At 63.5% G+C, this 22,901-nt stretch carries 24 protein-coding genes; 18 read left to right on the forward strand and 6 right to left on the reverse strand.

Going from position 1 to position 22,901, the window contains the following annotated elements; all coding sequences use genetic code 11:
* The first annotated feature begins 94 nt into the window (after positions 1–94).
* The 9 genes from R2B70_RS03125 (at position 95) to R2B70_RS03165 (ending at position 9,891) form a co-directional block, all read left to right on the forward strand.
* Entirely contained in the window at positions 95–847 is a 753-nt protein-coding gene (locus tag R2B70_RS03125; protein ID WP_042077245.1) for a potassium channel family protein, read from the forward strand.
* A 153-nt stretch (positions 848–1,000) separates the two neighbouring features.
* On the forward strand, positions 1,001–1,606 hold the full coding sequence (locus R2B70_RS03130; RefSeq protein WP_042077244.1) for a TIGR04211 family SH3 domain-containing protein: 606 nt from the start codon (positions 1,001–1,003) through the stop codon (positions 1,604–1,606).
* Between the two features lie 174 nt (positions 1,607–1,780).
* Positions 1,781–2,560, forward strand: a complete 780-nt coding sequence (gene nudC / locus R2B70_RS03135) for an NAD(+) diphosphatase (RefSeq protein ID WP_216990996.1) — start codon at positions 1,781–1,783, stop codon at positions 2,558–2,560.
* Between the two features lie 144 nt (positions 2,561–2,704).
* The gene (gene hemE / locus R2B70_RS03140; protein ID WP_318162618.1) at positions 2,705–3,772 is read left to right on the forward strand and encodes a uroporphyrinogen decarboxylase; all 1,068 of its coding nucleotides are present in this window, start codon (positions 2,705–2,707) and stop codon (positions 3,770–3,772) included.
* A 186-nt stretch (positions 3,773–3,958) separates the two neighbouring features.
* Entirely contained in the window at positions 3,959–4,888 is a 930-nt protein-coding gene (locus R2B70_RS03145) for an ROK family protein (protein ID WP_318162619.1), read from the forward strand.
* 49 nt (positions 4,889–4,937) lie between these two features.
* The gene (gene epd / locus R2B70_RS03150; protein WP_209794052.1) at positions 4,938–5,948 is read left to right on the forward strand and encodes an erythrose-4-phosphate dehydrogenase; all 1,011 of its coding nucleotides are present in this window, start codon (positions 4,938–4,940) and stop codon (positions 5,946–5,948) included.
* Positions 5,949–6,013: 65 nt separating this feature from the next.
* Positions 6,014–7,177: a phosphoglycerate kinase gene (locus tag R2B70_RS03155; RefSeq protein WP_042016220.1), complete on the forward strand. Its 1,164-nt coding sequence runs from the start codon at positions 6,014–6,016 to the stop codon at positions 7,175–7,177.
* A gap of 115 nt (positions 7,178–7,292) precedes the next feature.
* Entirely contained in the window at positions 7,293–8,372 is a 1,080-nt protein-coding gene (fbaA, locus tag R2B70_RS03160) for a class II fructose-bisphosphate aldolase (protein WP_042077238.1), read from the forward strand.
* 217 nt (positions 8,373–8,589) lie between these two features.
* A complete protein-coding gene (locus R2B70_RS03165; RefSeq protein WP_318162620.1) occupies positions 8,590–9,891 on the forward strand; it encodes an FAD-binding oxidoreductase in 1,302 nt (433 codons plus the stop codon).
* Between the two features lie 3 nt (positions 9,892–9,894).
* On the opposite strand, the gene R2B70_RS03170 is transcribed toward R2B70_RS03165, so the two are convergent.
* The 3 genes from R2B70_RS03170 to cutA all read right to left on the reverse strand — a co-directional run bounded on the left by R2B70_RS03170 (position 9,895) and on the right by cutA (position 12,543).
* Positions 9,895–10,320, reverse strand: coding sequence for a hypothetical protein (locus R2B70_RS03170; protein ID WP_042077234.1), 426 nt, complete (start codon positions 10,318–10,320; stop codon positions 9,895–9,897).
* 127 nt (positions 10,321–10,447) lie between these two features.
* Complete coding sequence (locus R2B70_RS03175) at positions 10,448–12,229, reverse strand: protein-disulfide reductase DsbD (RefSeq protein WP_318162621.1); 1,782 nt, start codon at positions 12,227–12,229, stop codon at positions 10,448–10,450.
* Positions 12,226–12,543 carry a divalent-cation tolerance protein CutA gene (gene cutA / locus R2B70_RS03180; RefSeq protein ID WP_216990991.1) on the reverse strand — a complete coding sequence of 106 codons (318 nt, stop codon included), beginning with the start codon at positions 12,541–12,543 and terminating at the stop codon, positions 12,226–12,228. The genes R2B70_RS03175 and cutA overlap by 4 nt, the downstream gene beginning before the upstream one ends.
* Positions 12,544–12,737: 194 nt before the next feature.
* Here cutA and R2B70_RS03185 point away from each other — a divergent pair, with 194 nt between their 5' ends.
* Positions 12,738–13,079 carry a hypothetical protein gene (locus R2B70_RS03185; protein WP_042077229.1) on the forward strand — a complete coding sequence of 114 codons (342 nt, stop codon included), beginning with the start codon at positions 12,738–12,740 and terminating at the stop codon, positions 13,077–13,079.
* Positions 13,080–13,162: 83 nt separating this feature from the next.
* Here the strand turns inward: R2B70_RS03185 and R2B70_RS03190 are convergent, their stop codons facing one another.
* Positions 13,163–13,600, reverse strand: coding sequence for a PACE efflux transporter (locus R2B70_RS03190; protein ID WP_042077228.1), 438 nt, complete (start codon positions 13,598–13,600; stop codon positions 13,163–13,165).
* A 123-nt stretch (positions 13,601–13,723) separates the two neighbouring features.
* Between R2B70_RS03190 and R2B70_RS03195 the strand changes: the two genes are divergently transcribed.
* A complete protein-coding gene (locus R2B70_RS03195) occupies positions 13,724–14,605 on the forward strand; it encodes a LysR family transcriptional regulator (RefSeq protein WP_219143520.1) in 882 nt (293 codons plus the stop codon).
* Between the two features lie 3 nt (positions 14,606–14,608).
* Here R2B70_RS03195 and ygfZ read toward each other — a convergent pair whose 3' ends face one another.
* Entirely contained in the window at positions 14,609–15,520 is a 912-nt protein-coding gene (gene ygfZ, locus R2B70_RS03200) for a tRNA-modifying protein YgfZ (protein ID WP_318162622.1), read from the reverse strand.
* A gap of 113 nt (positions 15,521–15,633) precedes the next feature.
* Here ygfZ and R2B70_RS03205 point away from each other — a divergent pair, with 113 nt between their 5' ends.
* A complete protein-coding gene (locus R2B70_RS03205) occupies positions 15,634–15,903 on the forward strand; it encodes a succinate dehydrogenase assembly factor 2 (RefSeq protein ID WP_042077223.1) in 270 nt (89 codons plus the stop codon).
* Positions 15,904–15,964: 61 nt separating this feature from the next.
* Positions 15,965–16,336, forward strand: coding sequence for a protein YgfX (locus R2B70_RS03210; protein WP_219144296.1), 372 nt, complete (start codon positions 15,965–15,967; stop codon positions 16,334–16,336).
* 65 nt (positions 16,337–16,401) lie between these two features.
* Here R2B70_RS03210 and nadB read toward each other — a convergent pair whose 3' ends face one another.
* A complete protein-coding gene (gene nadB, locus R2B70_RS03215; protein WP_216990987.1) occupies positions 16,402–18,009 on the reverse strand; it encodes an L-aspartate oxidase in 1,608 nt (535 codons plus the stop codon).
* A 182-nt stretch (positions 18,010–18,191) separates the two neighbouring features.
* Between nadB and rpoE the strand changes: the two genes are divergently transcribed.
* From rpoE to lepA, 5 genes are all read left to right on the forward strand, one after another.
* Positions 18,192–18,773, forward strand: a complete 582-nt coding sequence (gene rpoE, locus R2B70_RS03220) for an RNA polymerase sigma factor RpoE (RefSeq protein WP_042077219.1) — start codon at positions 18,192–18,194, stop codon at positions 18,771–18,773.
* 22 nt (positions 18,774–18,795) lie between these two features.
* Positions 18,796–19,383 (forward strand): sigma-E factor negative regulatory protein, encoded by a 588-nt coding sequence (locus R2B70_RS03225; RefSeq protein WP_042077217.1) that lies wholly within the window; start codon positions 18,796–18,798, stop codon positions 19,381–19,383.
* A gap of 21 nt (positions 19,384–19,404) precedes the next feature.
* Positions 19,405–20,385: a MucB/RseB C-terminal domain-containing protein gene (locus tag R2B70_RS03230; RefSeq protein WP_042077216.1), complete on the forward strand. Its 981-nt coding sequence runs from the start codon at positions 19,405–19,407 to the stop codon at positions 20,383–20,385.
* 90 nt (positions 20,386–20,475) lie between these two features.
* Positions 20,476–20,937, forward strand: coding sequence for a SoxR reducing system RseC family protein (locus R2B70_RS03235; protein ID WP_209794120.1), 462 nt, complete (start codon positions 20,476–20,478; stop codon positions 20,935–20,937).
* 170 nt (positions 20,938–21,107) lie between these two features.
* Entirely contained in the window at positions 21,108–22,901 is a 1,794-nt protein-coding gene (gene lepA / locus R2B70_RS03240; protein WP_042077214.1) for a translation elongation factor 4, read from the forward strand.

Consider the following 22,901-nt stretch of genomic DNA (forward strand, 5'->3'; position numbering starts at 1 on the left):
TCTCCTTTCAACGTCCATTTTTCCTTTGCCGTCATGGCTATCGGCATTATCTTCCTTTTTATTAATTCGAACCGTGCTTAAAGTTGGAAAATGTATGCGACATCACTTAACTCATCTGCGGGCCATGGATCTGCTGATGGCACTGCTCTCCATCATCTCCGTGGTACTGGTGGGACTCCGCTGGCTGTGGAGTGAACACTTCACTCCCGAGACGCTTTCCCTCTTTTATGATCTGGACAGCCTGATCTGCTACATCTTCCTCGCCCACTTCGCTTATGGCTGGTTCCGTGCCAGCGACAAGCGAGCCTTCTTCAAGACCAACTGGTTCTATCTGCCTGGCAGCCTGCCCATGGTGGAGCAACTGCGCTGGGCACGGCTGATCCAGCTCTACAGGGTCATTCAGCTGTTGCGCAGCAGTCCCAATCTACTCGCTATCGTGCGAAGGGAACGAAATGAGACCCGGCTGGCCGGCATACTGCTGCTTTTCTTCCTGCAAATCGGAGTAGGAACGGCACTGATCTACTGGGTCGAGGGAGGTCAACCCGGCAGCCAGATCCACAACACCTATGACGCTTTCTGGTGGACCCTGGTGACGCTCTCCACCATAGGATACGGGGATATAGTGCCGCAAACCGAGGAAGGGCGCTTCGTGGCCAGCCTGATGATCATCTTCGGCGTCGGCCTGTTCAGTGCCCTCAGCGGTTTCATGGCTAGCCTCTTTCTGCAGCCCAAGAAGGAGGACAGTGAGACCGACAAGTGGCGCCACCACTACAATGCCCAGCAAGAGCAACTGCTGCAGGAGCTGAAGGCCCTGCGTGCCGAGGTGAAGGCACTGCAACAGAAGTAGCCTGCGACGTCTGGAATGGTCGCGTGACGACGGGAGGACCCTGCGAGACGGCTCTCAGTCTGGGGGAGAGCGCTTTTCTTTGCTTGTCCTTTGACCCGCAGGCGGCTTAACATTCGGCCTGCAACCTAATCCAACGAAGAGAATCGACCGACCATGCGCGCCCTTCTCGGGATCCTCATCTGCCTGTGTGCCCAACAGGCACTGGCCGATACCCGCTATGTTTCAGACAACATCTTTACCTATATCCACAACGGTCCGGGTACCCAGTACCGGATCCTCGGCAGCGTCAAGGCCGGTGAGCCGCTGGAGGTCAAGGCGGTGAACCAGGAGGCCGGTTTCACCCAGGTGGTGGACGGTCGTGGCCGGGAAGGCTGGATCAAGAACAGCGAGTTGCAGGGGGAGGTCAGCCTGCGTGAGCGCCTGCCCCAGATCCAGAAAGAGCTGGAAGAGGCCAAGGCCAGGTTGCTGAACCTCAATGGCGACAACGAGCGCCGCTTCGCCGAGAAGGATGGCAAGATTGCCGAGCAGAGCCAGGAGATCGCCAACCTCAAGGCCCGCCTCGACAGCCAGAGCGCCGAGATGAGCAGCCTCAAGGAACAGAACGACGCCCTGACCCAGAGCTATGACAACCGGGAGCACGACATGCAGATGGACTGGTTCATCCGCGGTGGTGCCATGGTGGGGGGCGGCATCCTGCTCGGGATCCTGCTGCCCATGCTGCCGCGCCGTCGCAAGAGCAGCGAGCGCTGGATGAACTGATCCGGCTGGGTAGTTGAAGAGAAAGGGTCGCCATGGCGACCCTTTTTGTATGGTGAAGCCTCTGGGCCGGGGCCTCCCATGTACCATGCCGGGGTCGCCATAAGGCGCCCCCGGCCGTAAGATGGGCTCACTTGTCCGTGCGCGGCACGGCTTCTCAACAAGAGCGTTCACCTTATGCCATCGACCGAACAGGCCCTCTGGTTCGTGCTGGGGGGCGATCACCTCGTCCTGCTGGATGAACAGGGGCGCATTCCACAGGGCCCTCAGACCTGCCTGCCCGCCCGGCTGCAACACGCCGCCTTTGAGCGTTTCGACGAGTGGGACGGCCTGCCCTGCCTGCTGCTGGATCTGGGGCCCGGCACCGACACGGACGCGACCACTCCCCTGCGCCAGCTGATGGTGGCGGGAGACGAGGAGGGCTTTCGCCTCGCCGGCCGCGCCTGGCAGCTCGCCACTTTCCGCCGCACCCATCGCTTCTGCGGCGAGTGCGGCGCCCCCATGACCCCGAAGTCGGGGGAGTGGGCGCAGGGGTGCAGGCACGGCCATGTCGTCTATCCGCGTATCTCCCCCTGCATCATAGTGGCGGTGCGCAAGGGGCCCGCGATCCTGCTGGCGGCCCACCGTCGCCACTATCAGGCCGAGGATCCCATGTATACCGTGCTGGCCGGCTTCGTGGAGGCGGGGGAGAACCTCGAGCAGTGCGTGGCGCGGGAGGTGTTCGAGGAGAGCGGCATCCGGGTGCGCAACGTGCGCTACGTGGCGAGCCAGCCCTGGCCCTTCCCCCACAGCCTGATGATGGGCTTCACCGCCGACTACGAGAGCGGCGAGATCAAGGTGCAGGATGACGAGCTGGTGGCCGCCGGTTTCTTCGAAGCCGACCGGCTGCCGCGCTTGCCCCCCCAGGGCACCATAGCGCGGCGGCTTATCGAGCTGACGCTGAGCGAGACCCGTTGACGGTGTTGAAAAGCGGGGCCCTTGTTTGCGCCCCTTCACATCTTTGCACTCGGACGGCCCTACGGCACCTTTGGGCCGCCCTCAGCCTTGCACAAAGTGGTATCATGTCCGCCATTTTATGCGTGAGATGACTCAGGAACTGGGATGAAAGAGCTGAAGAACGATCGATACCTGCGCGCCCTGCTGCGCCAGGATGTGGACATGACCCCGGTATGGATGATGCGCCAGGCCGGTCGCTACCTGCCGGAATACAAGGCGACCCGCGCCGTCGCGGGGGACTTCATGTCCCTGTGCCGCAACGCCGAGCTGGCCTGCGAGGTCACCCTGCAGCCGCTGCGCCGCTATCCGCTCGATGCCGCCATCCTCTTCTCCGACATCCTCACCGTGCCCGACGCCATGGGGCTGGGTCTCTACTTCGAGCACGGGGAAGGCCCGCGCTTCGAGCGTCCGATCACCTCCATGGCGGACGTGCAGGCGCTGCCGGTGCCGGATCCGGAAGACGAGCTCGGCTACGTGATGAACGCGGTGCGCACCATCCGCCGCGAGCTCAAGGGCGAGGTGCCCCTCATCGGCTTCTCCGGCAGTCCCTGGACGCTCGCCACCTACATGGTGGAGGGAGGCAGCTCCAAGGCGTTCACCAAGATCAAGCAGATGATGTACGCCGAGCCCATGACGCTGCACCTCTTGCTCGACAAGCTGGCGGACAGCGTCATCGCCTATCTCAACGCCCAGATCAGGGCGGGTGCCCAGTCCGTCATGGTGTTCGACACCTGGGGCGGCGTGCTCACCCCGCGCGACTACCGCGATTTCTCACTGCAGTACATGCACAAGATCGTCGATGGCCTGATCCGTGAACATGAGGGCCGCCGCGTGCCGGTCACCCTGTTCACCAAGAACGGTGGCCAGTGGCTGGAGCAGATCGCCGCCACCGGCTGCGACGCCCTGGGGCTGGACTGGACCACCGACATCGCGGACGCCAAACGCCGGGTCGGCGACAAGGTGGCGCTGCAGGGCAACATGGATCCCTCCATGCTCTACGCCACGCCGGATCGCATTCGCGAGGAGGTCGCCTCCATCCTGGCCGGCTTTGGCAGCGGCAACGGCCACGTCTTCAACCTGGGTCACGGCATCCATCAGGACGTGGATCCCGAGCATGCCGGGGTCTTCGTGAACGCGGTGCACGAGCTGTCGGCCCGCTACCACGGCCGCTGAGAGCGGCAAAGAGCGCGATGAGAACGGGGCCTGGGGGCCCCGTTTTGCTGCCTGTGCCTGTGGGGGCTGCATCCTGGCCGCCGCTCGGGTTACACTGCACCACCACTGAGCAGGGTCACGGACGGGATGGGCTAGCGCGCATGCCGTCGATGAGTGGCGGCGTCGCAGAACATGGCAGGAGGCAGGATGGGCAAGAGTGCGTGGGATTGGGGCATCGACCTTGGCGGGACCAAGTGCGAGTGCGTGGTGCTCGAGGGTGACGAGGTGTTGCTGCGTCACCGCATCCCCACGGAACGCCATGGCGGTTATCAGCACATGATCGGCCAGATCGCGAAACTGGTGGACGAGTGCGCCGAGCGGCTCGGCCAGCGGCCCGCCATCATCGGCATGGGCACGCCGGGGGCACGGGATCCCCAGACCGGGTTGATGAAGAACTGCAACACCACCGAGCTCAACGGCAAGCCGTTCAAGGAGGATCTGGAGCGCCGACTCGGCGTGCCCGTGCTGATCGCCAACGACGCGAACTGCTTCGCCCTGGCGGAAACCCATCTCGGCGCGGTGCGCCAGCACCATCCCTCGGCCCGCGTGGTGTTCGGCATCATCATGGGCACCGGGGTGGGCTCCGGCATCGTCATCAACGGCCAGATCCTCAACGGTCACCACAGCATCGCCGGGGAGTGGGGCCACAACGTGCTCTCACCGGACGGCCCCGAGTGCTACTGCGGCAAGCGCGGCTGTGTCGAGACCTTCATCAGCGGCCCGGCCCTGGAGGCCTGGTACGAGGCCAAGGCCAAACGTCGCCTGCCCCTGGCCCAGATCGCGGCGGCCAGTGCCCATGACCATGTCGCCAGACTCACTATGGATCGGCTGCACCTGCTGTTCGGCCAGGCGCTCGCCAACGTGGTCAACATCCTGGATCCGGACGTCATCGTCATCGGCGGCGGGGTGGGCAACGTGCAGAGCCTCTATCGGGCCGGACGGGAAACCATACAGCCCTTCCTCTTCAACCCTCGTTTCGCCACGCCCATGATAGCGCCGTCCCTGGGGGACAGTGCCGGGGTGTTCGGCGCCGCGCTGCTGGCCCGCGGCGTCTTCCGGGAGGCGCTGCTCTCGTGAGCCGCCTCTTCGTTCGTCCCATTGTCGCAGGTAAGGACCCAGAGTTTTCATGATCAAGATCGCCATCAACGGGTACGGCCGCATCGGCCGCAACGTGCTGCGGGCCCTCTACGAGAGCGGCCGCGACAAGCAAATCAAGATAGTGGCCATCAACGAGCTGGCCGCCCCCGAGGCCATGGTGCACCTGACCCGCTTCGACACCAGCCACGGTCGCTTCCGCTACCCGGTACAGCTCGCGGGCAACAGCATGCTGGTGGGGGAGGATCTCATCTCCCTGTTTGCGGAGCGGGATCCGTCGCGGTTACCCTGGCGGGCGCTGGGGGTGGACGTGGTGCTGGACTGCACCGGGGTGTTCGGCTCCCGCGCCGATGCCGAGCTGCATCTGGGAGCGGGGGCGGGCAAGGTGCTCTTCTCCCATCCGGCGGATGCGGACGTGGATGCCACCATAGTCTACGGGGTCAACCACCAGGTGCTAACGGGCAGGGAGCGGATCGTCTCCAACGCCTCCTGCACCACCAACTGCGTGGTACCGGTGATAGAAACATTGCATCGAGAATTCGAGATAAATTGTGGTACTATTACGACAATTCATTCAGCCATGCACGATCAGCAAGTCATCGATGCCTACCACGGCGACTTGCGTCGAACCCGGGCTGCCAGCCAGTCCATCATCCCGGTGGATACCAAGCTGGCCAAGGGGCTGGAGCGGATCCTGCCGCACTTCGCCGGCAAGTTCGAGGCGATCGCGGTACGGGTGCCGACCATCAATGTAACCGCCATGGATCTGAGCATTACTGTTCGTAAAAAAGTGACAGTTAGTGACGTAAATCAAGCCCTGCAACGGGCATCCAGAGGTACATTACACGGTATTCTGGACTACACGGAAGAACCCCTGGTCTCCGTAGACTTTAATCATGATGCGCACTCCTGCATCATCGATGGTACCCAGACCCGGGTCAGCGATGCCAACCTCGTCAAGATGCTGATGTGGTGCGATAACGAATGGGGCTTCGCGAATCGGATGCTGGATACCACCCGGGCCATGATGGCCGCAGGCTGAGAGCCTGCACGGGTGCAAGGTTACTGTTTTTTTAACATTACCTGAAAATATATAGAGGACTGAATATGTCTGTTATCAAGATGACCGACCTGGATCTGGCGGGCAAACGCGTTCTGATCCGTGCTGACCTGAACGTGCCGGTAAAAGACGGCAAGGTCACTTCCGATGCACGTATCGTCGCTACCCTGCCGACCATCAAGCTGGCTCTGGAAAAGGGCGCCAAGCTGATGATCACCTCCCACCTGGGTCGTCCGACCGAGGGTGAATACAACGAAGAATTCTCCCTGGCTCCGGTCGTCAACTATCTGAAAGACGCTCTGTCCTGCCCGGTTCGCCTGGCCAAGGATTACCTGGATGGCGTAGACGTCGCCGCCGGTGAGCTGGTCGTGCTGGAAAACTGCCGCTTCAACAAGGGCGAGAAGAAGAACACCGAAGAGCTGGCCAAAAAATACGCCGCCCTGTGTGACGTCTTCGTCATGGATGCGTTCGGTACCGCTCACCGCGCCGAAGGTTCCACCTACGGTGTGGCCCAGTTCGCGCCGGTCGCCTGTGCTGGTCCCCTGCTGGCCGGTGAGCTGGAAGCCCTGGGCAAGGCCATGCTGAAACCCGAGCGCCCCATGGTTGCCATCGTCGGCGGCTCCAAGGTCTCCACCAAGCTGACCGTGCTGGAGTCCCTCTCCAAGATCGCTGACCAGCTGGTCGTCGGTGGCGGCATCGCCAACACCTTCATCGCCGCTGCCGGTCACAACGTCGGCAAGTCCCTGTGCGAGCACGACCTGATCGACACCGCCAAGAAGCTGGCTGCCGAGACCAACATCCCGGTGACCACCGACGTGGTCGTGGGTGCCGAGTTCTCCGAGTCCACTCCGGCCACCATCAAGTCCGTTTCCGACGTGACCGACGGCGACATGATCTTCGACATCGGCCCGGATTCCGCCAAGGCCCTGGCCGACATCATCATGAACGCCAAGACCATCTTGTGGAACGGCCCGGTCGGTGTGTTCGAGTTCGACCAGTTCGCCAAGGGTACCGAGGTGATCGCGCGCGCCATCGCCGAATCCCCGGCCTTCTCCATCGCCGGCGGTGGTGACACCCTTGCCGCCATCGACAAGTTCGGCATCGCCGACAAGGTCTCCTACATCTCCACCGGCGGCGGCGCCTTCCTGGAGTTCGTGGAAGGCAAGGTACTGCCGGCCGTCGCGATTCTGGAAGAGCGCGCCAAAGCCTAATTGACCCGGGACGGGGGGCAAAAGCCTCCCGTTTCGTTTATCATGTGGCCGCTGTGCCGGTTCATGATGAACCCCCCACTTTTTATTAACGGCATACGAGACAGGACGATTAAACATGTCTAAGAAAATTTTCGACTTCGTAAAACCCGGCGTGATCACTGGTGATGACGTTCAGAAAGTGTTCGCCATCGCCAAGGAAAACGGCTTCGCTCTGCCGGCCGTCAACTGCGTCGGTACCGACTCCGTCAACGCCGTGCTGGAAGCTGCCGCCAAGGTGAAAGCCCCGGTCATCGTGCAGTTCTCCAACGGTGGTGCTGTGTTCACCGCCGGCAAGGGTCTGAAGCTGGAAGGCCAGAAAGCCGCCATCATCGGTGCCATCTCCGGTGCCAAGCACGTGCACGCCGTGGCCGAAGCCTACGGTGTTCCCGTGATCCTGCACACCGACCACGCCGCCAAGAAGCTGCTGCCGTGGATCGACGGCCTGCTGGAAGCCGGTGAGAAGCACTTCGCCGAGACCGGCAAGCCACTGTTCTCCTCCCACATGCTGGACCTGTCCGAAGAGTCTCTGGAAGAGAACATCGACATCTGCTGCGAGTACTTGACCCGCATGGCCAAGATGAACATGACTCTGGAGCTGGAACTGGGTTGCACCGGTGGCGAGGAAGACGGCGTGGACAACAGCCACATGGACCAGTCCGCCCTGTACACCCAGCCGGAAGACGTGGCCTACGCCTACGAGCGTCTGTCCAAGATCAGCCCGCGCTTCACCATCGCTGCCTCCTTCGGCAACGTGCACGGTGTCTACAAGCCGGGTAACGTCAAGCTGACCCCGTCCATCCTGGACGCCTCCCAGAAGTACGTCTCCGAGAAGTTCGGCATCCCGGCCAAGTCCCTGGACTTCGTGTTCCACGGTGGCTCAGGTTCCACCCTGGAAGAGATCCGCGAATCCATCTCCTACGGCGTCGTGAAGATGAACATCGACACCGACACCCAGTGGGCGACCTGGGAAGGTCTGCTGAACTTCTACAAGAAGAACGAAGCCTACCTGCAAGGCCAGCTGGGCAACCCGGAAGGCGCGGACAAGCCGAACAAGAAGTACTACGACCCGCGCGTATGGCTGCGTGAAGGTCAGACTTCCATGATCGCTCGTCTGGAGAAAGCCTTCTCCGACCTGAACGCCATCAACGTTCTGTAATTCGTTACAGTCCCGTGATTGCATGAAAAGGCGCCCCGCGGGGCGCCTTTTGCATGAATGCGGATCGCGACGGTGGTCCGCTCGCGACAAGGTGTCCTTCGGGACACCTTTTGCGTTTCTGTGATCCCGGCAGGCTGGATTGCCAGCCAGGGGCTGAGTATTATCGATGACACCCGTTTAATTTAGTAAACGAATGCAACCAGGCAGGATGCTGAGCATGCAGACAGGAAGACAGGGACATCAGGAACACGTGGCCTCCTATTACGCGGCCACCCGCAACGACCATCGGCAGTGGCCCGAGCTCAGCGGTGAGCTGGATGCGGACGTCTGCATCATAGGTGGCGGCTTCACCGGCCTCAACACCGCCATCAACCTGGCCGAGGCGGGCTACAAGGTGGTGCTGCTTGAGGCCAATCGCATCGGTTGGGGCGCCTCGGGGCGCAACGGCGGCCAGCTCATTCGCGGCATCGGCCACGACACCAGCCAGTTTGCCCGCTGGATCGGCGAAGACGGGGTACGCGAGCTGGATCTGATGGGGCTGGAGGCGGTGCAACTGGTGCGCGAGCGGGTCGAGCGCTTCAACATCGACTGCGATCTCACCTGGGGATACTGCGACCTCGCCACCAAGGCTCGCCACCTGAAGGGATTCGAGGAAGACGCCGAACATCTGGCGAGCCTGGGCTACCGGCACGAGCTGAAGATGGTCCCCAGGGAGGAGATCCATACAGTGGTGGGATCGGATCGCTACATCGGCGGCATGATCGACATGGGATCAGGCCACCTGCACCCCCTCAACCTGGCTCTCGGCGAGGCGCGGGCCGCCCAGAGCCTGGGGGTGGCCCTGCTCGAGCAGTCCAGGGTCACCCATATCGACCACGGCGATCGGGTGCGGGTCACCACGGCCCACGGCCGGGTCAGCGCCGACTACCTGGTGATCGGCTGCAACGCCTATCTGGGGGATCTCCAGCCCGATCTCGGGGGCAAGGTGCTGCCGGCGGGCTCCTACATCCTCGCCACCCAGGTACTGGAGAAGCGGCTGCGCCAGCGGCTGTTGCCGCAGAATATGGCGGTGTGCGATCAGAACGTGGCGCTGGACTATTACCGGCTGTCGGCCGACGGTCGTCTGTTGTTCGGTGGGGCCTGCAACTATTCCGGCCGTGATCCCCGCGATATCAAGGCCTTCATGCTGCCCAAGCTGCTGCGGGTCTTCCCGGAGCTCGCGGATACCGCCATCGAGTTCCAGTGGGGAGGCATGATAGGGATAGGGGCCAACCGGTTGCCCCAGATCGGCCGCCTGACCGATCACCCCAACGTCTTCTATGCCCAGGCCTATTCGGGCCACGGGCTCAACGCCACCCACATGGCGGGCAAGCTGGTGGCGGAGGCGATACGGGGCGAGAGCAGGGGCTTCGATCTGTTCAGCCGTGTACCCCACATGACTTTCCCCGGCGGGCCGGCGCTGCGCTCCCCGCTGCTGGCGCTCGGGATGCTGTGGTACCGGCTGAAGGATCTGCTGTAGGCCTTACCCCTGCTGCGCGGGGTCGGGCTCGGCGAGGCGCCAGCCCTGCTCCGTCTTCATCATCCAGACCTGGGTCTCCTGCGCCAGCACCTGGCCTGCCTCGAAGTCGCCATATTTGCGCTCCAGCTCCATCAGCCCCATCTCCTGCTGGAAGGGGCCGACCCTGTCATAGACCAGATCCTCATCGTGCAGCACCTGCAACTGATCCAGTCCCTGCTTGAAGTGGAGCCGGTAGCTCACCCTGACGAGATAGACCCCCTCCATCCGCTCCTCCTTGCCGAGCACGGCGAAGTCGCTGATGTCGAACAGGCTGGCATCGGCGTCGGCCTGCAGCCTGGCGGCCACCTGGTTCTGGATGACCTCTTCACCGGGCCCCCCGTAGCAGCCGTATAGCCAGCAGGCCAGCAATGGGATGAACCACTTTTTCATCAAAACTCCGGACGATGCGAGACGGGAAAGGGCAAATTCTGCCATGGCGCCGGTCATATACAAGGGATGGTCATGAAAATCAGCGATCAAGGGGTCTGACCCGCACCGTTGTGCGGGCCAGCCCGCTTCAGCGCAACCTGTCCAGCTGGCCCAGGAACTCGGCGGGCCCCATAAAGCCGGTGATCCTCTGCCCCGTGAGTTCCTTGCCCTCGCTGTCGAAGAAGATCAGGGTCGGCAGCCCCAGCACGTTGAGGCCGTTGAGCAGCTCGACGTCGGCGTCGTCGTTGGCGGTGACGTCCGCCTGCAGCAGCACCATCTCCTTGAAGCGGGCCCGCACTTCGGGGTCGCTGAAGGTCTTGTGCTCGAACTCCTTGCAGGCCACGCACCAGTCGGCGTAGAGGTCGAGCAGCACCGGCTTGCCGCGGGCGTCGGCGAGCCGGGCCTCGAGATCGTCCCGGGTCTTGATGCGGATGAACTGCGGCGCCTGGGCCTCGGCGCTGGCCTGGACGCCGGGGGCGGGCAGCAGCAGATCCTTGCCCACCACCACCAGACTCATCATGGCCAGCAGCAGGGCGAAGCCGGCCAGGCTCCTGCCGACCGAGTGAACGCGGTGCTGGTTGTGGTGGTGGAGGTAGGCGCACAGCGCCAGCCCCCAGGCAAGCCAGGCGAGGGTGGTGATCTGATCGCTCCAGAGCCTGGAGAGCAGCAGGACGGGGACCGCCAGCAGCGCAAAGCCGAAGAGTTGCTTGATCACGTCCATCCAGGCGCCGGCCTTGGGCAGCAGCCTGCCCCCCGAGGTGCCGAGCAGCAGCAGGGGCAGCCCCATGCCCAGCGACAGCGCATAGAGGGCCGCCCCACCGAGCCAGAGGTCGCCACTCTGGGCCACGTAGATGAGGGCCCCCGAGAGCGGCGCCGTGGTGCAGGGGGAGCAGACCAGCCCCGAGATCATGCCCATGATGGCGACCCCGGCCACGGATCCCCCCTGCTGGCGGTTGGAGAGGCCGGACAGCCGGGTTTGCAGGCTGCTCGGCAGTTGCAGGGTGTAGAGGCCGAACATGGAGAGGGCCAGCAGCACGAACATGACGGAGAGGCTGATCAGCACATAGGGGTGCTGCAGGGCCGCCTGGAATTGCAGGCCCGCCGAGGCCACCACCAGTCCGAGCAGGGTGTAGGTGATCGCCATCCCCTGTACATAGGCAAGGGAGAGCAGGAAGGCGCGGCGGGTGGAGAGGCGCTGGCCCGCGCCCGCGATGATCCCGGTCAGGATGGGATACATGGGGAAGACGCAGGGGGTGAAGGCGAGCCCCAGCCCCAGGGCGAAGAAGGCGGCGACGCTGAGCCAGAAGCCCTGGCTGCCGAGGGCGGCCGCCAGCCTGTCCTGCTGGCTGCCCGGGGCATCGGCGCCCTGGACGCTGGCAGCAGGTCCCGCATCTGCGGAGGCGGCCAGAGGCTGCACGGCGATCCGCTTGTCGGTCGGTGGGTAGCAGAGGCCCTCGGTGCAGCCCTGATAGCTCAGGGTGAGGCTGGCCCCCTGACCCGCCTCGGTCAGGGTGACGGGGATGGTCAGCGTCTGGTAGAAGACCCGGCTCTTGCCGAAGAAGTCGTCCTCGTGCTCGGTGCCCGGGGGCAGGACGGGTTCGTCGAAGGCGAGGTTCTCTCCCTTGACGCGGATGCTGTGGCGATAGAGGTAGTAGTCGTCGGCGATGCGCAGGGTGAGCGTGAGCCGGTCGCCCTGCTGCTCGCTCTCGAGGACGAAGGCCTCGTCCACCTTGAGGAATCTGGGCTGGGCACCGGTCTCGATGCCGAGGCTGCTCAGCAGATCCTGGCTGCCGACCTGGGCGGATGCCGGCGGGGTGCACAGCAGTCCCAGCAGGAATAGCAGAGGCGTCAACAGGCGAAAAGGGGTCATGAGGTCTCCTCCCTCAACCAGTCGAGATAGGGTTGATGACCCTGGCTCGCAGGCAGCGCCAGGATCTCCGGCACCTCGTAGGGGTGATGGGCCAGGATGCACTGGCGAAGGGGTTCGAACAGCTCGGCCCGGCTCTTGATGATGAGCTGGATCTCCCGCGCTCGCTCAATCTTCCCCTGCCAGCGGTAGACGGAGGTGAGCCCGGGCAGCTGGCTGATGCAGGCGGCGAGGCGCTGGTCGAGCAGCCGCTCGCAGAGGCGGTCGGCACTGGCCTCGTCGGGGCAGGTGCAGAGCACCAGGATGGCGTCGGTCATGGTGAAATATCTCGTCCGATCGGAGCGGTTCGGCGTCCGCAAATCAGGGGTTACTATAACCTAGCGACGGGCCAAATAGCATCTTGCCTGCCTTGCGGGGGCGACATGAAAATAAGTGGGGGCCCTGAGATGGACGCTCCCTGAGGGACAGGGCAGAATGAGCGGGCTTGTTCCCACTCTACGTAAGGAAATGTATGACCCAACAGAATGAGCAGCAGAGAAACCGCATGTTGAGCCTGTTGCGTGAAGGCGAGCGCCGCATGCTGGTGCAACTGGCCGGTCTGCTGCGTACCAGTGTCGATGAAATCAATGCGGAGCTGGAGAAAGAGGAGTTGTTGTCTGCGTTGGAGCAACCCATCACGGTGGAGTATCTCAATGGCGTGGTGCAGCATCATCTGTTCGAGCGTCTGCACAAGGGGGACATGGTGGCGGCCCAGCGCATGCTGAGCCAGTACCAGAGCGACCTCGAGGCCATGCTGAACCAGGAGGCGAAGCAGGACGAGGAATCCCCGCAAGAGGCCAGGGCGCAGGCCTGATCCCGGCACGCCGCCCTGCCTCCAGCACCATCATGCCTTTCGCATGATGGTGCCTCGTGGTTATTCACACCTCTTTTCGCCCTTCACCCCAGCGCACCTGGCTGGCGCACCATGGGGATGGGGAATACCTTGTCATAGCTCCAGTTGTAGACGAAGGCATAGACCAGGTAGAAGAGCACGAAGCCCAGATCCAGCACCAGCGCCTCCAGCAGGCCGATGTCGAGCCACCAGGACATGACCGGCAGGGCGACGACCAGCAGACCCCCCTCGAACCCCAGGGTATGCAGCACCCGCTGCCACAACGCCTTGTGGGTATGGCCCTGACAGCGCAGCAGCAGCTTGTCCACCCCGAGGTTGTAGACATAGTTCCAGACGGTGGCGACCACCGAGAAGAACAGGGCCAGCGGGCCCATGTGGTCCAGGCCGACGCCGGTCACCCAGCTCGCCAGCGGGGCGGCGATCAGCAGGCCAATCAATTCGAAGCCGATGGCGTGGCGCAGGCGGTCACGGGTCGTACGCATGATCAGTCTCTCTTTCTTAATGGGAACGGTGGCCAACTTATCGCGAATTGGCGATAGATACACGTTGGTATCTATCGCTAAAATAGATGGATATGGCGCCACCACCGAGCGCTGGAGCAGACCATGACCCCCTCACTGGAACAATTCAGAACCCTGCTGGCCGCCGCCGAGACGGGCTCCTTCTCGGCGGCGGCGCGGCGGCTCGGCAAAGCCCAGTCGGTGGTGAGCAGCGCCATCGCCAACCTGGAGATCGATCTCGGCCTCGAGCTGTTCGATCGCAGCGGCCGCTATCCGGTGCTGACGGAGGTGGGGGCCCGCATCAGCCAGGAGGCCGGCGTCCTGCTGGCCCAGAGCGAACGGCTGCAGGCCATCGCCGGCGAACTGGCCAGCGGCATCGAGTCGCGCCTCACCCTGGCCATCGACGATGACTCCCACCTGCCCTGGCTCGGCTCCCTGTTGGAGGAGTTTGCCAGCCGCTACCCCAGGGTGGAGCTGGAGCTGCTGTTCCCGCTGATGGAGGACGTGACCGAGCTGCTCAAGAGCGGCCGGGCCCAGCTCGGCATCAGCTACCAGAAGGCGCACCCCGAACGGGATCTGGTCTCCCGTTCCCTCGGGGCCGTGACCATGCCGCTGGTTGTCTCCCCGGATCACCCCCTGGCCCGCAAGACACCGCTGCACGAGAGCGACCTGCAGGGGGCCCGCCAGTTGATGGTGACGGGACGGCGTGAGGGGACGGAGCGCCATCGCTTCCGCCTCTCGGCGCAAGTGTGGTGGGTCGAGGGGGATCTCGGCGTGCTGGAGCTGGTCAAGCTGGGGCTGGGGTGGGCGGCGGTGCCCGAGTTTTTGCTGCATCGGCCGCTGGCGCGGGGGGAGCTGGTGGTGCTCAAGCCGGACTTCACCGCCCAGGCCGAGCTGGAGCTGGAGCTGCAGTGGTATCGCGCCCGCCCGCTCGGGCAGGCGGGGCGTTGGCTGAAAGAGGCCCTGCTGGCGCGGGTGCCTCGCTAGACGTCAGTCGGCAAGCGGGTAGGGGAGGGGCTGCAGTGTCAGGCTGGAACCTTCCTCCTGTTTGAGGCGGAAGCGGGCGTCGGCCTCGGTGTCTTTCGGCAGCACGGCGGTGAGCCACACCTGACCCTGCTGCTGCCAGGCGTTGAGCACCAGACCGCTGCGGCGCCAGTTGTCACCGAGCTGGATCTCCAGGGCATCGCCGCTGGCAACCGGGCCGCCGACGCTGCCCGCCAGCACGAAGAGGGCGCGGTTGTTGGCGCCGCGATACTTGGCGCGGGCCACCGTCTCCTGCCCCATGTAGCAGCCCTTGGTGAAGCTGATGCCCTCCAGAGCCTGCAGATTCAGCATCTGGGGAATGTACTCCCCCTGATGGACCGCCTCCAGATGGGGGAGACCGGCCTTGATCTCCAGCCCCCACCAGAGCGCTTCGTCGCCGACCGGCAGCTTCAGGGCCAGGGGCGATTCGCTCGCCAGCAGCCAGCGATCCGCCTCCACCCGCACCGCCATGCCGCCGTCGACCAGGCCGGTTTCCCGAAGGCCGTATTGCGCCGAGATCCAGGCATCCGTGCCCTGGCCGGCCAGCCCGACCACTTCGCCCTGGAACTCGCCGATCTCGACCTTGGCGAACACCGCAAACTTCTTGAGTTCCGGCAACTGGCGTGCCAGTACCGAGGGTTTGGTCAGCATCAGCAGGCTCTCTTCCAGACAGAGCAGGTGAAAATCGCTCCACAGCTTGCCCTTGGGATCGCAGTGGCCGCCGAGGCTGCTCTGGCCTGGCAGCAGGGCGTTGACGTCACAGGTGACCTGGCCCTGCAGATACTTGGCGCGATCCGGGCCCGTGAAGCGGGTGACGGCCAGATCGGTCAGGGAGAACAGGGTCGGCTCGGCAGGAAGAAGAGGGGTCGGCAGGCTCACGATGGGATTCCAGAGACAGAAAGTATGTGACCTGCATGGTAAAGACGTAAGGAATGTTTGTCAGCCGGAAAATCCAGCTGCTACCATTCCCGGGTCTTTGTAAGGAGAGTTCCATGTTGACCCCAAGTGAGAAGTCCCGCCTGAAGTGGGCCTGCCGCCGCGGCATGCTCGAGCTGGATGTGATCTTTATGCCCTTCTTTGAGCACGAGTTCGACGGCCTCGGCGAGGCCGAGCAGCAGACCTTCATCCGCCTGCTGGAGTGCGAGGATCCCGAGCTGTTCCGCTGGTGCATGGGGCACGGCGTGCCGGACGATGCCGCCTTTGCCGCCATGATCCCCCTCATCCTCGAGCGCAACCAGGCCCGCCACGATCGCCTGCGCTGAGCCTGGTGCCCGACCCGCGGCCTGACCCATGGCCAGCCCGGTTCCCCCGATGCGGGTGGTGATGCCCGTCACCGCCTCCCGCCGGCAGCGCCTGCTGCTGTGCACCTTGTTTCTGTTGCTGCTCTGGCCCACGGCCCGCCTGATCCAGGGCTGGCAGTGGGGGCTGTTTCTTCCCTGCTGGGGGCTGGGCCTCTGGCTCGCGGTACGCCGAGTTGTGGCGGGCGAGCCCCTCGTCTGGGATGGGGAGTGGCTGACGTGGCAAGGGGCGCGCCATCGGGTGGATCCCGGCAGCCGCATCCTGCCAGGGGTGCTCTGGTTGAGGCTGTCGCCGGAGCGGGGGCCGGTCCGTCACCTCTGGCTCTGCTCCGATGCGCTGGCGCCCGAGCACTACCGTACCCTGGCCCGCGCCATCCATCTCGCCGCTCCTCGTTGAGCTCCTACCCTGGCACCCAATGAATGACCCCGCCGAAGCGGGGTCATGGAGGAAAAGCCTGGAGGTCAGTCCCGCTCCGGTGTCAGCACCGTCGGCTTGGGATTGGGCTGCATGTCCGGATAGTCCAGGTTGTAGTGCAGACCCCGGGACTCCTTGCGCTGCAGGGCGCAGTTGACGATCAGCTCGGCCACCTGCAACAGGTTGCGCAGCTCCAGCAGGTTGTTGGAGACGCGGAAGTTCGCGTAGTACTCCTGCACCTCCTGCTTGAGCAGGTCGATGCGACGCTTGGCCCGGGCCAGGCGCTTGTTGGTACGCACTATGCCCACGTAGTCCCACATCATCAGCCGCAGCTCGTGCCAGTTGTGCTGGATCACCACCTGCTCGTCGGAGTCGTCCACCTGGCTCTCGTCCCAGGCCGGCAGGCTGGGGGGGGCCACGCTGGTGGGCAGCTTGGCCAGGATGTCGGCCCCCGCCTGGTGGGCATAGACCACGCATTCGAGCAGGGAGTTGGAAGCCATGCGATTGGCGCCGTGCAGCCCGGTGTAGGTCACCTCGCCGATGGCGTAGAGACCCGGGATGTCGGTCTGGCCGTTGTTGTCGATCATCACGCCGCCACAGGTGTAGTGCGCCGCCGGGACTATGGGCATGGCCTCCCTGGTGATGTCGATACCGACCGCGCGGCAGCGATCAAAGATGGTCGGGAAGTGCTTGATGATGAAGTCCGCCGGCTTGTGGCTGATGTCCAGATACATGCAGTCGGCGCCCAGGCGCTTCATCTCGTGGTCGATGGCGCGGGCGACGATGTCCCGCGGTGCCAGCTCGGCCCGCTCGTCGAAGTCCGGCATAAAGCGGCTGCCGTCGGGGCGGCGCAGATAGGCGCCCTCGCCGCGCAGGGCCTCGGTCAGCAGGAAGTTGGGGTCATCCGGGTGGAACAGGCTGGTGGGGTGGAACTGGTTGAACTCCAGGTTCGCCACCCGGCAGCCGGCGCGCCATGCCATGGCGATGCCGTCGCCCGAGCTCACGTCCGGGTTGGAGGTGTACTGGTACACCTTGGAGGCGCCGCCGGTGGCCAGCGCCACGAAGCGGGCGCGGATCACCTCGACCTGCTCGACGTTGCGGTTCCAGACATAGGCGCCCAGCACCTTGTTGCCCGGCAGCCCCAGCTTGCGGGTGGTGATGAGGTCGACCGCGTTGAAGCGCTCCATCAGCTGGATGTTGGGATGAGCGCGCACCTGATCGATCAGGGTGAGCTGCACCGCCTTGCCGGTGGCATCGGCCGCGTGGAAGATGCGGCGATGGCTGTGGCCCCCTTCCCGGGTCAGGTGGTAGTGGGACTCCCCCTCGGCATCCTCCTCCTGATCGAAGGGGACCCCCTGCTGGATCAGCCACTGGATGGAGTCGCGGGCATTGCGGGCGGTGAACTCCACCACCGCCGGGTCGCACAACCCGGCCCCGGCGTTGAGCGTGTCGCTCACGTGGGATTCGATGCTGTCGGTCTCGTCGAACACGGCAGCGATGCCTCCTTGCGCATAGAGAGTGGCCCCCTCACTGATGGGCCCCTTGCTCAGAACCAGGACTTTGGCCTGGTCTGCCAATCGCAACGCGAGGGACAGACCGGCGGCACCGCTGCCAATGATCAGTACGTCGCAAAGGTATTCAACACTTGCTTTCATAAGTATCATTGGCCTGGATTAAGAACTGGCCCCATGGTAGCCCAAGGGGGGGCTGTGGTGCAGCCCGCATCACATTTTTTTCAATGCAAGCGAACTTTCTCTGATTCCTCCTGTCTGAACTTGTGCGCTTAGAAGGGGCCGGAAAAGAAGAACGATAACCTGATGGGGGTTTTACGGCTCTGATGAGCGACCAGAATCTACTGGACGAACAGCTGGTTGAACGGGTCCAGCGTGGCGATAAGAATGCATTCAACCTGTTGGTACGCAAATACCAGCACAAGGTGGTCAACCTGGTGGCCAGGTATGTCAACAATCCGGGCGATGTACCGGATGTGGCGCAAGAGGCCTTCATCAAGGCTTATCGTGCGCTGCCGACATTCCGTGGCGAGAGCGCGTTTTACACCTGGTTGTACCGAATCGCCGTCAACACGGCCAAAAATTACCTGACGTCACAGGGGCGCAGACCGCCCAGCAGTGATGTCGAAGCGGATGAGGCTGAATACTATGGTGGTGGTGAAGCCCTGCAAGAGGTGGCCACCCCGGAAAACCTGGCGCTGACCGACGAGATCAAGCGCACCGTGTTTACCGCCATAGAAGCCCTGCCCGAAGATTTGAGAACGGCGATCACCCTTCGCGAAATGGAAGGGCTGAGCTACGAGGAGATTGCGGAGATCATGGATTGCCCTGTGGGTACGGTGAGATCCCGCATCTTCCGGGCGAGGGAAGCAATCGATAAAAGGTTGCAACCTCTGATCGAGCATTAACTGGGGAAAGACAGGCAAACTTATGGCAAATAAAGAGCAACTTTCAGCCCTGATGGATGGTGACCTCAGCGAGATAGAGGTTCTGAAAGAGCTGGGAACGGATCCCGCTCTGCAAGATACCTGGGCGCGTTACCATCTGATCGGTGATGCCATGCGGGGAGACCTGCCGGTCAATCTGCAACTGGATCTCAGCGACAGCATCATGCTGGCGCTGGAAGACGAACCGGCCATATTGGCGCCCAAGCCGGCCCAGCCCGCCGCACCTGCGGTGAAGACGGCTGGCAAGGTAGTGCCCCTGGTTCGCCGGTTCGGTCAGCAAATGGGACAGTATGCCATTGCCGCCTCCGTGGCTGCCGCCGTCATCTTCGGGGTGCAGCAGTATCAGGGCCAGGATGGTGTCCCCAGCAACCCGGTGCTCAACACCATTCCGGTCGGCGGTAGCGCGGCCCCGGTGAGCGTGCACTACCCCCAGGACGGCAGCCGGGCCGGCGTGCGTCAGCAAGGCTTGAGCGAGCAGCAGATGCAGGAACAGCGCGAGCGGATCAATGCCTTCCTGCGCGACCATCAATTGCAACAACGTCTGCTGCAAGACAAGCAGATTCAGGAATAACGCATTTTTAGGGATCAGATCGTGCGCCAGTCCAGCCTCATTCTGCTGGCCTCTCTCCTGTTGACTTGTGCCAAGGCCTCGGCCGACGATCTGTCGGCCGAGGCCTTGTTGCAGCAGATGCAGAGTGCCGTTTCGCAACAGAACTTCGAATTGTCCATGGTCAAGGCCAGACAGGGCCGGCTTGAGCCCATCCGTTTCAGCCACGGCGTGATCGATGGCAAGGAGGTGGCCCACCTCAGCTATCTCGATGGCAAGGCGGTGGAGTACCTGCAGCGCCAGAACGAGTACACCTTCTTCGAGAACACCCACGAGCCCTACACCCTCAAGGGAGCGCGCTTCCCCGGGGTCTGGTCGAGCCTGGTGAAGATGCCGCTGCCCCGGGTGCTGGAGAGCTATGACCCCGTGCTGGCCGGACGCAGCCGGGTGGCCGGCCTGGTGGCCCAGGTCGTCAGGCTGGTGCCCAAGGAGGCAGACAAGTACGGCTTCGTGCTCTGGATCGACGAACAGAGCCATCTGCTGCTTAGGGTGGACATGGTGGATCGGGAAGGCAACCTGGTGGAGCAGGTGCTGGGAGTGGATCTGGACAAGCAGTCTGCCCCGGCCCCCTGGCTGGTGACCCTGGCCAAGAGCCAGCTGCCCGAGGCGCTGGCGCTGGAAGATGCCTATCCCACGCCCCAGCAGACCCTCAACTGGCACCTGACCTGGCTGCCGGATGGGTTCAAGGTACTCTCCCAGGACAGGCACCAGCTGGTCAGTACCAGTCTGCCGGTGGATTACATGATGCTTTCGGACGGTCTGGTGGATCTCTCCGTCTACGTCGCCCGGGTCGACCCCAAGCAGGCGGTGCGCCAGCAACTGATCCGTCAGGGCGCCACCTCGCTGGTGAGCTATGTCAACGAGGTCGGCGTGGAGATCACCGTGGTCGGCGAGGTGCCTGCCGAGACCGCCAAACGCATCGCCGAGTCGGTGCAGCCCCTGACCCGCAACGAGGCGGTGCAGTGAGGCGTGAGTGCGACACTTGCCGAACCCGGGCTGGCGTGCTGAGATCGGATAAACCCATTGCCACCCGTCTGGAGTCACCTGGTGAGTAACATGAGCGAAGAGCTGGCGACCGTGGTCGCCATCGAGGGGCCCTATGCCTGGGTGGAGTGCGAGCGTCGCTCCGCCTGCAGCGGTTGCCATCAGCAGTCCAGCTGCGGCACCGGGACCGTCGCCAAGGCTTTTCCCATGAAGGCGCAGCGATTGCGGGTCGCCCTCACCGGCGAAGTGGCTGTGGGCCAGCAGATCCGTCTCGGCATCCCCCAGGCCAGCATCCTGCGCGGGGCCGCCCTGGTCTATGTGCTACCACTCTTTTGTTTGCTGCTCGGCGCCCTGATCGGCCAGCTCTGGTTGGCACCGCTCTTGTCGGCGGGGGAAGGGGTCACCATCCTCAGCTGCCTGCTGGGCGGCACAGTCGGATTTTTACTGGTTCGTTACTTTTCCGACCGGCTCGAGCAGGGGGAATATGGCCCCCGCATGCTCGGCGTGGTGCTCAAGACCCGCCATCTCTCCTGAGGGGCGGGATCCTCTGCTGGCGCTGGCGCCGCCACCTTGGTGCCGGAAGCCCGCCAGACAAGGCGCTATTTCTGGTGCCCGCCGACTAAAGATTGGCCGTCGACCGGGTTATCCAGTAAAATCCTGCCCTCATATCCGACCCTAACTTAATTTTGAGTGATTCTTGCTCGATGAAACACATTCGTAACTTTTCGATTATTGCGCACATCGACCACGGTAAGTCGACCCTGTCGGACCGTCTGATCCAGACTTGCGGCGGCCTGTCCGACCGCGAGATGCAGGCCCAGGTGCTGGACTCCATGGATCTGGAGCGCGAGCGCGGCATTACCATCAAGGCACAGAGTGTGACCCTGAACTACCAGGCACAAGACGGTAACACCTATCAGCTGAACTTTATCGACACCCCGGGCCACGTGGATTTCTCCTACGAGGTTTCTCGCTCCCTGGCTGCCTGTGAAGGGGCTCTGCTGGTGGTGGATGCCGGTCAGGGGGTTGAGGCACAGACTCTGGCCAACTGCTACACCGCCATGGAAATGGATCTGGAAGTGGTGCCGGTGCTGAACAAGATCGACCTGCCGGCCGCCGAGCCCGAACGGGTGGCGGAGGAGATCGAGGATATCGTCGGCATCGACGCGATCGACGCGGTGCGCTGCTCCGCCAAGACGGGCCTGGGGGTGGACCTGGTACTCGAAGAGATCGTCGCCCGCATCCCGGCCCCGGAGGGGGACCCCGATGCGCCGCTGCAGGCGCTGATCATCGACTCCTGGTTCGACTCCTACCTGGGGGTCGTGTCGCTCGTGCGGATCAAGAACGGTTCCCTCAAGAAGAACGACAAGATCAAGGTGATGAGCACTGGCCAGACCTGGGGTGTGGATCGCATCGGCATCTTCACACCCAAGCAGGTGGACACCGACGGCCTGGGCTGTGGCGAGGTGGGTTGGGTCGTCTGCGGCATCAAGGACATCCACGGCGCCCCGGTGGGCGATACCCTGACCCTGGCCAAGCACGGCGCCGACAAGCCGCTGGCGGGCTTCAAGAAGGTCAAGCCACAGGTCTACGCGGGCCTGTTCCCCATCTCCAGCGATGACTATGAAGCGTTCCGCGATGCGCTGGAGAAGCTCTCCCTCAACGACGCCTCCCTGTTCTACGAGCCGGAGAGCTCCACCGCCCTGGGCTTCGGCTTCCGCTGCGGCTTCCTCGGCATGCTGCACATGGAGATCATCCAGGAGCGTCTGGAGCGTGAGTACGATCTGGATCTGATAACCACGGCGCCGACCGTGGTCTACGAGATAGAGCAGACCGACGGCACCACCATCCACATCGACAGCCCGGCCCAGATGCCCGCCATCAACAGCATCAAGGAGATGCGCGAGCCCATCGCCGAGTGTCACATCCTGCTGCCGCAGGAGTACATGGGCAACGTCATCACCCTGTGCATCGAGAAGCGCGGCGTGCAGACCAACATGGTCTACCACGGCAACCAGGTGGCGCTGACCTACGAGATCCCCATGGCGGAAGTGGTGCTCGACTTCTTCGACCGCCTGAAGTCCACCAGCCGCGGCTATGCCTCCCTGGACTACGGCTTCAAGCGCTTCGAGACTTCCGACATGGTGCGTCTCGACATCATGATCAACGGCGAGCGGGTCGACGCCCTGGCCATCATCACCCACAAGGAGAACGCCCAGTATCGCGGTCGCCAGGTGGTGGAGAAGATGCGCGAGCTGATCCCGCGCCAGATGTTCGACATCGCCATCCAGGCCGCCATCGGCAACCAGATCATCGCCCGCAGCACGGTCAAGGCCCTGCGCAAGGACGTGACCGCCAAGTGCTACGGTGGCGACGTGAGCCGTAAGAAGAAGCTGCTGAACAAGCAGAAAGAAGGCAAGAAGCGGATGAAGTCCCTCGGCCGTGTCGACGTGCCGCAGGAAGCCTTCCTCGCGATCCTCCATGTCGGAAAGGACTAA

Origin of the sequence: Aeromonas sp. XH, assembly GCF_033348475.1 — a bacterium.
In the GTDB taxonomy this organism is placed as follows: domain Bacteria; phylum Pseudomonadota; class Gammaproteobacteria; order Enterobacterales; family Aeromonadaceae; genus Aeromonas; species Aeromonas sanarellii.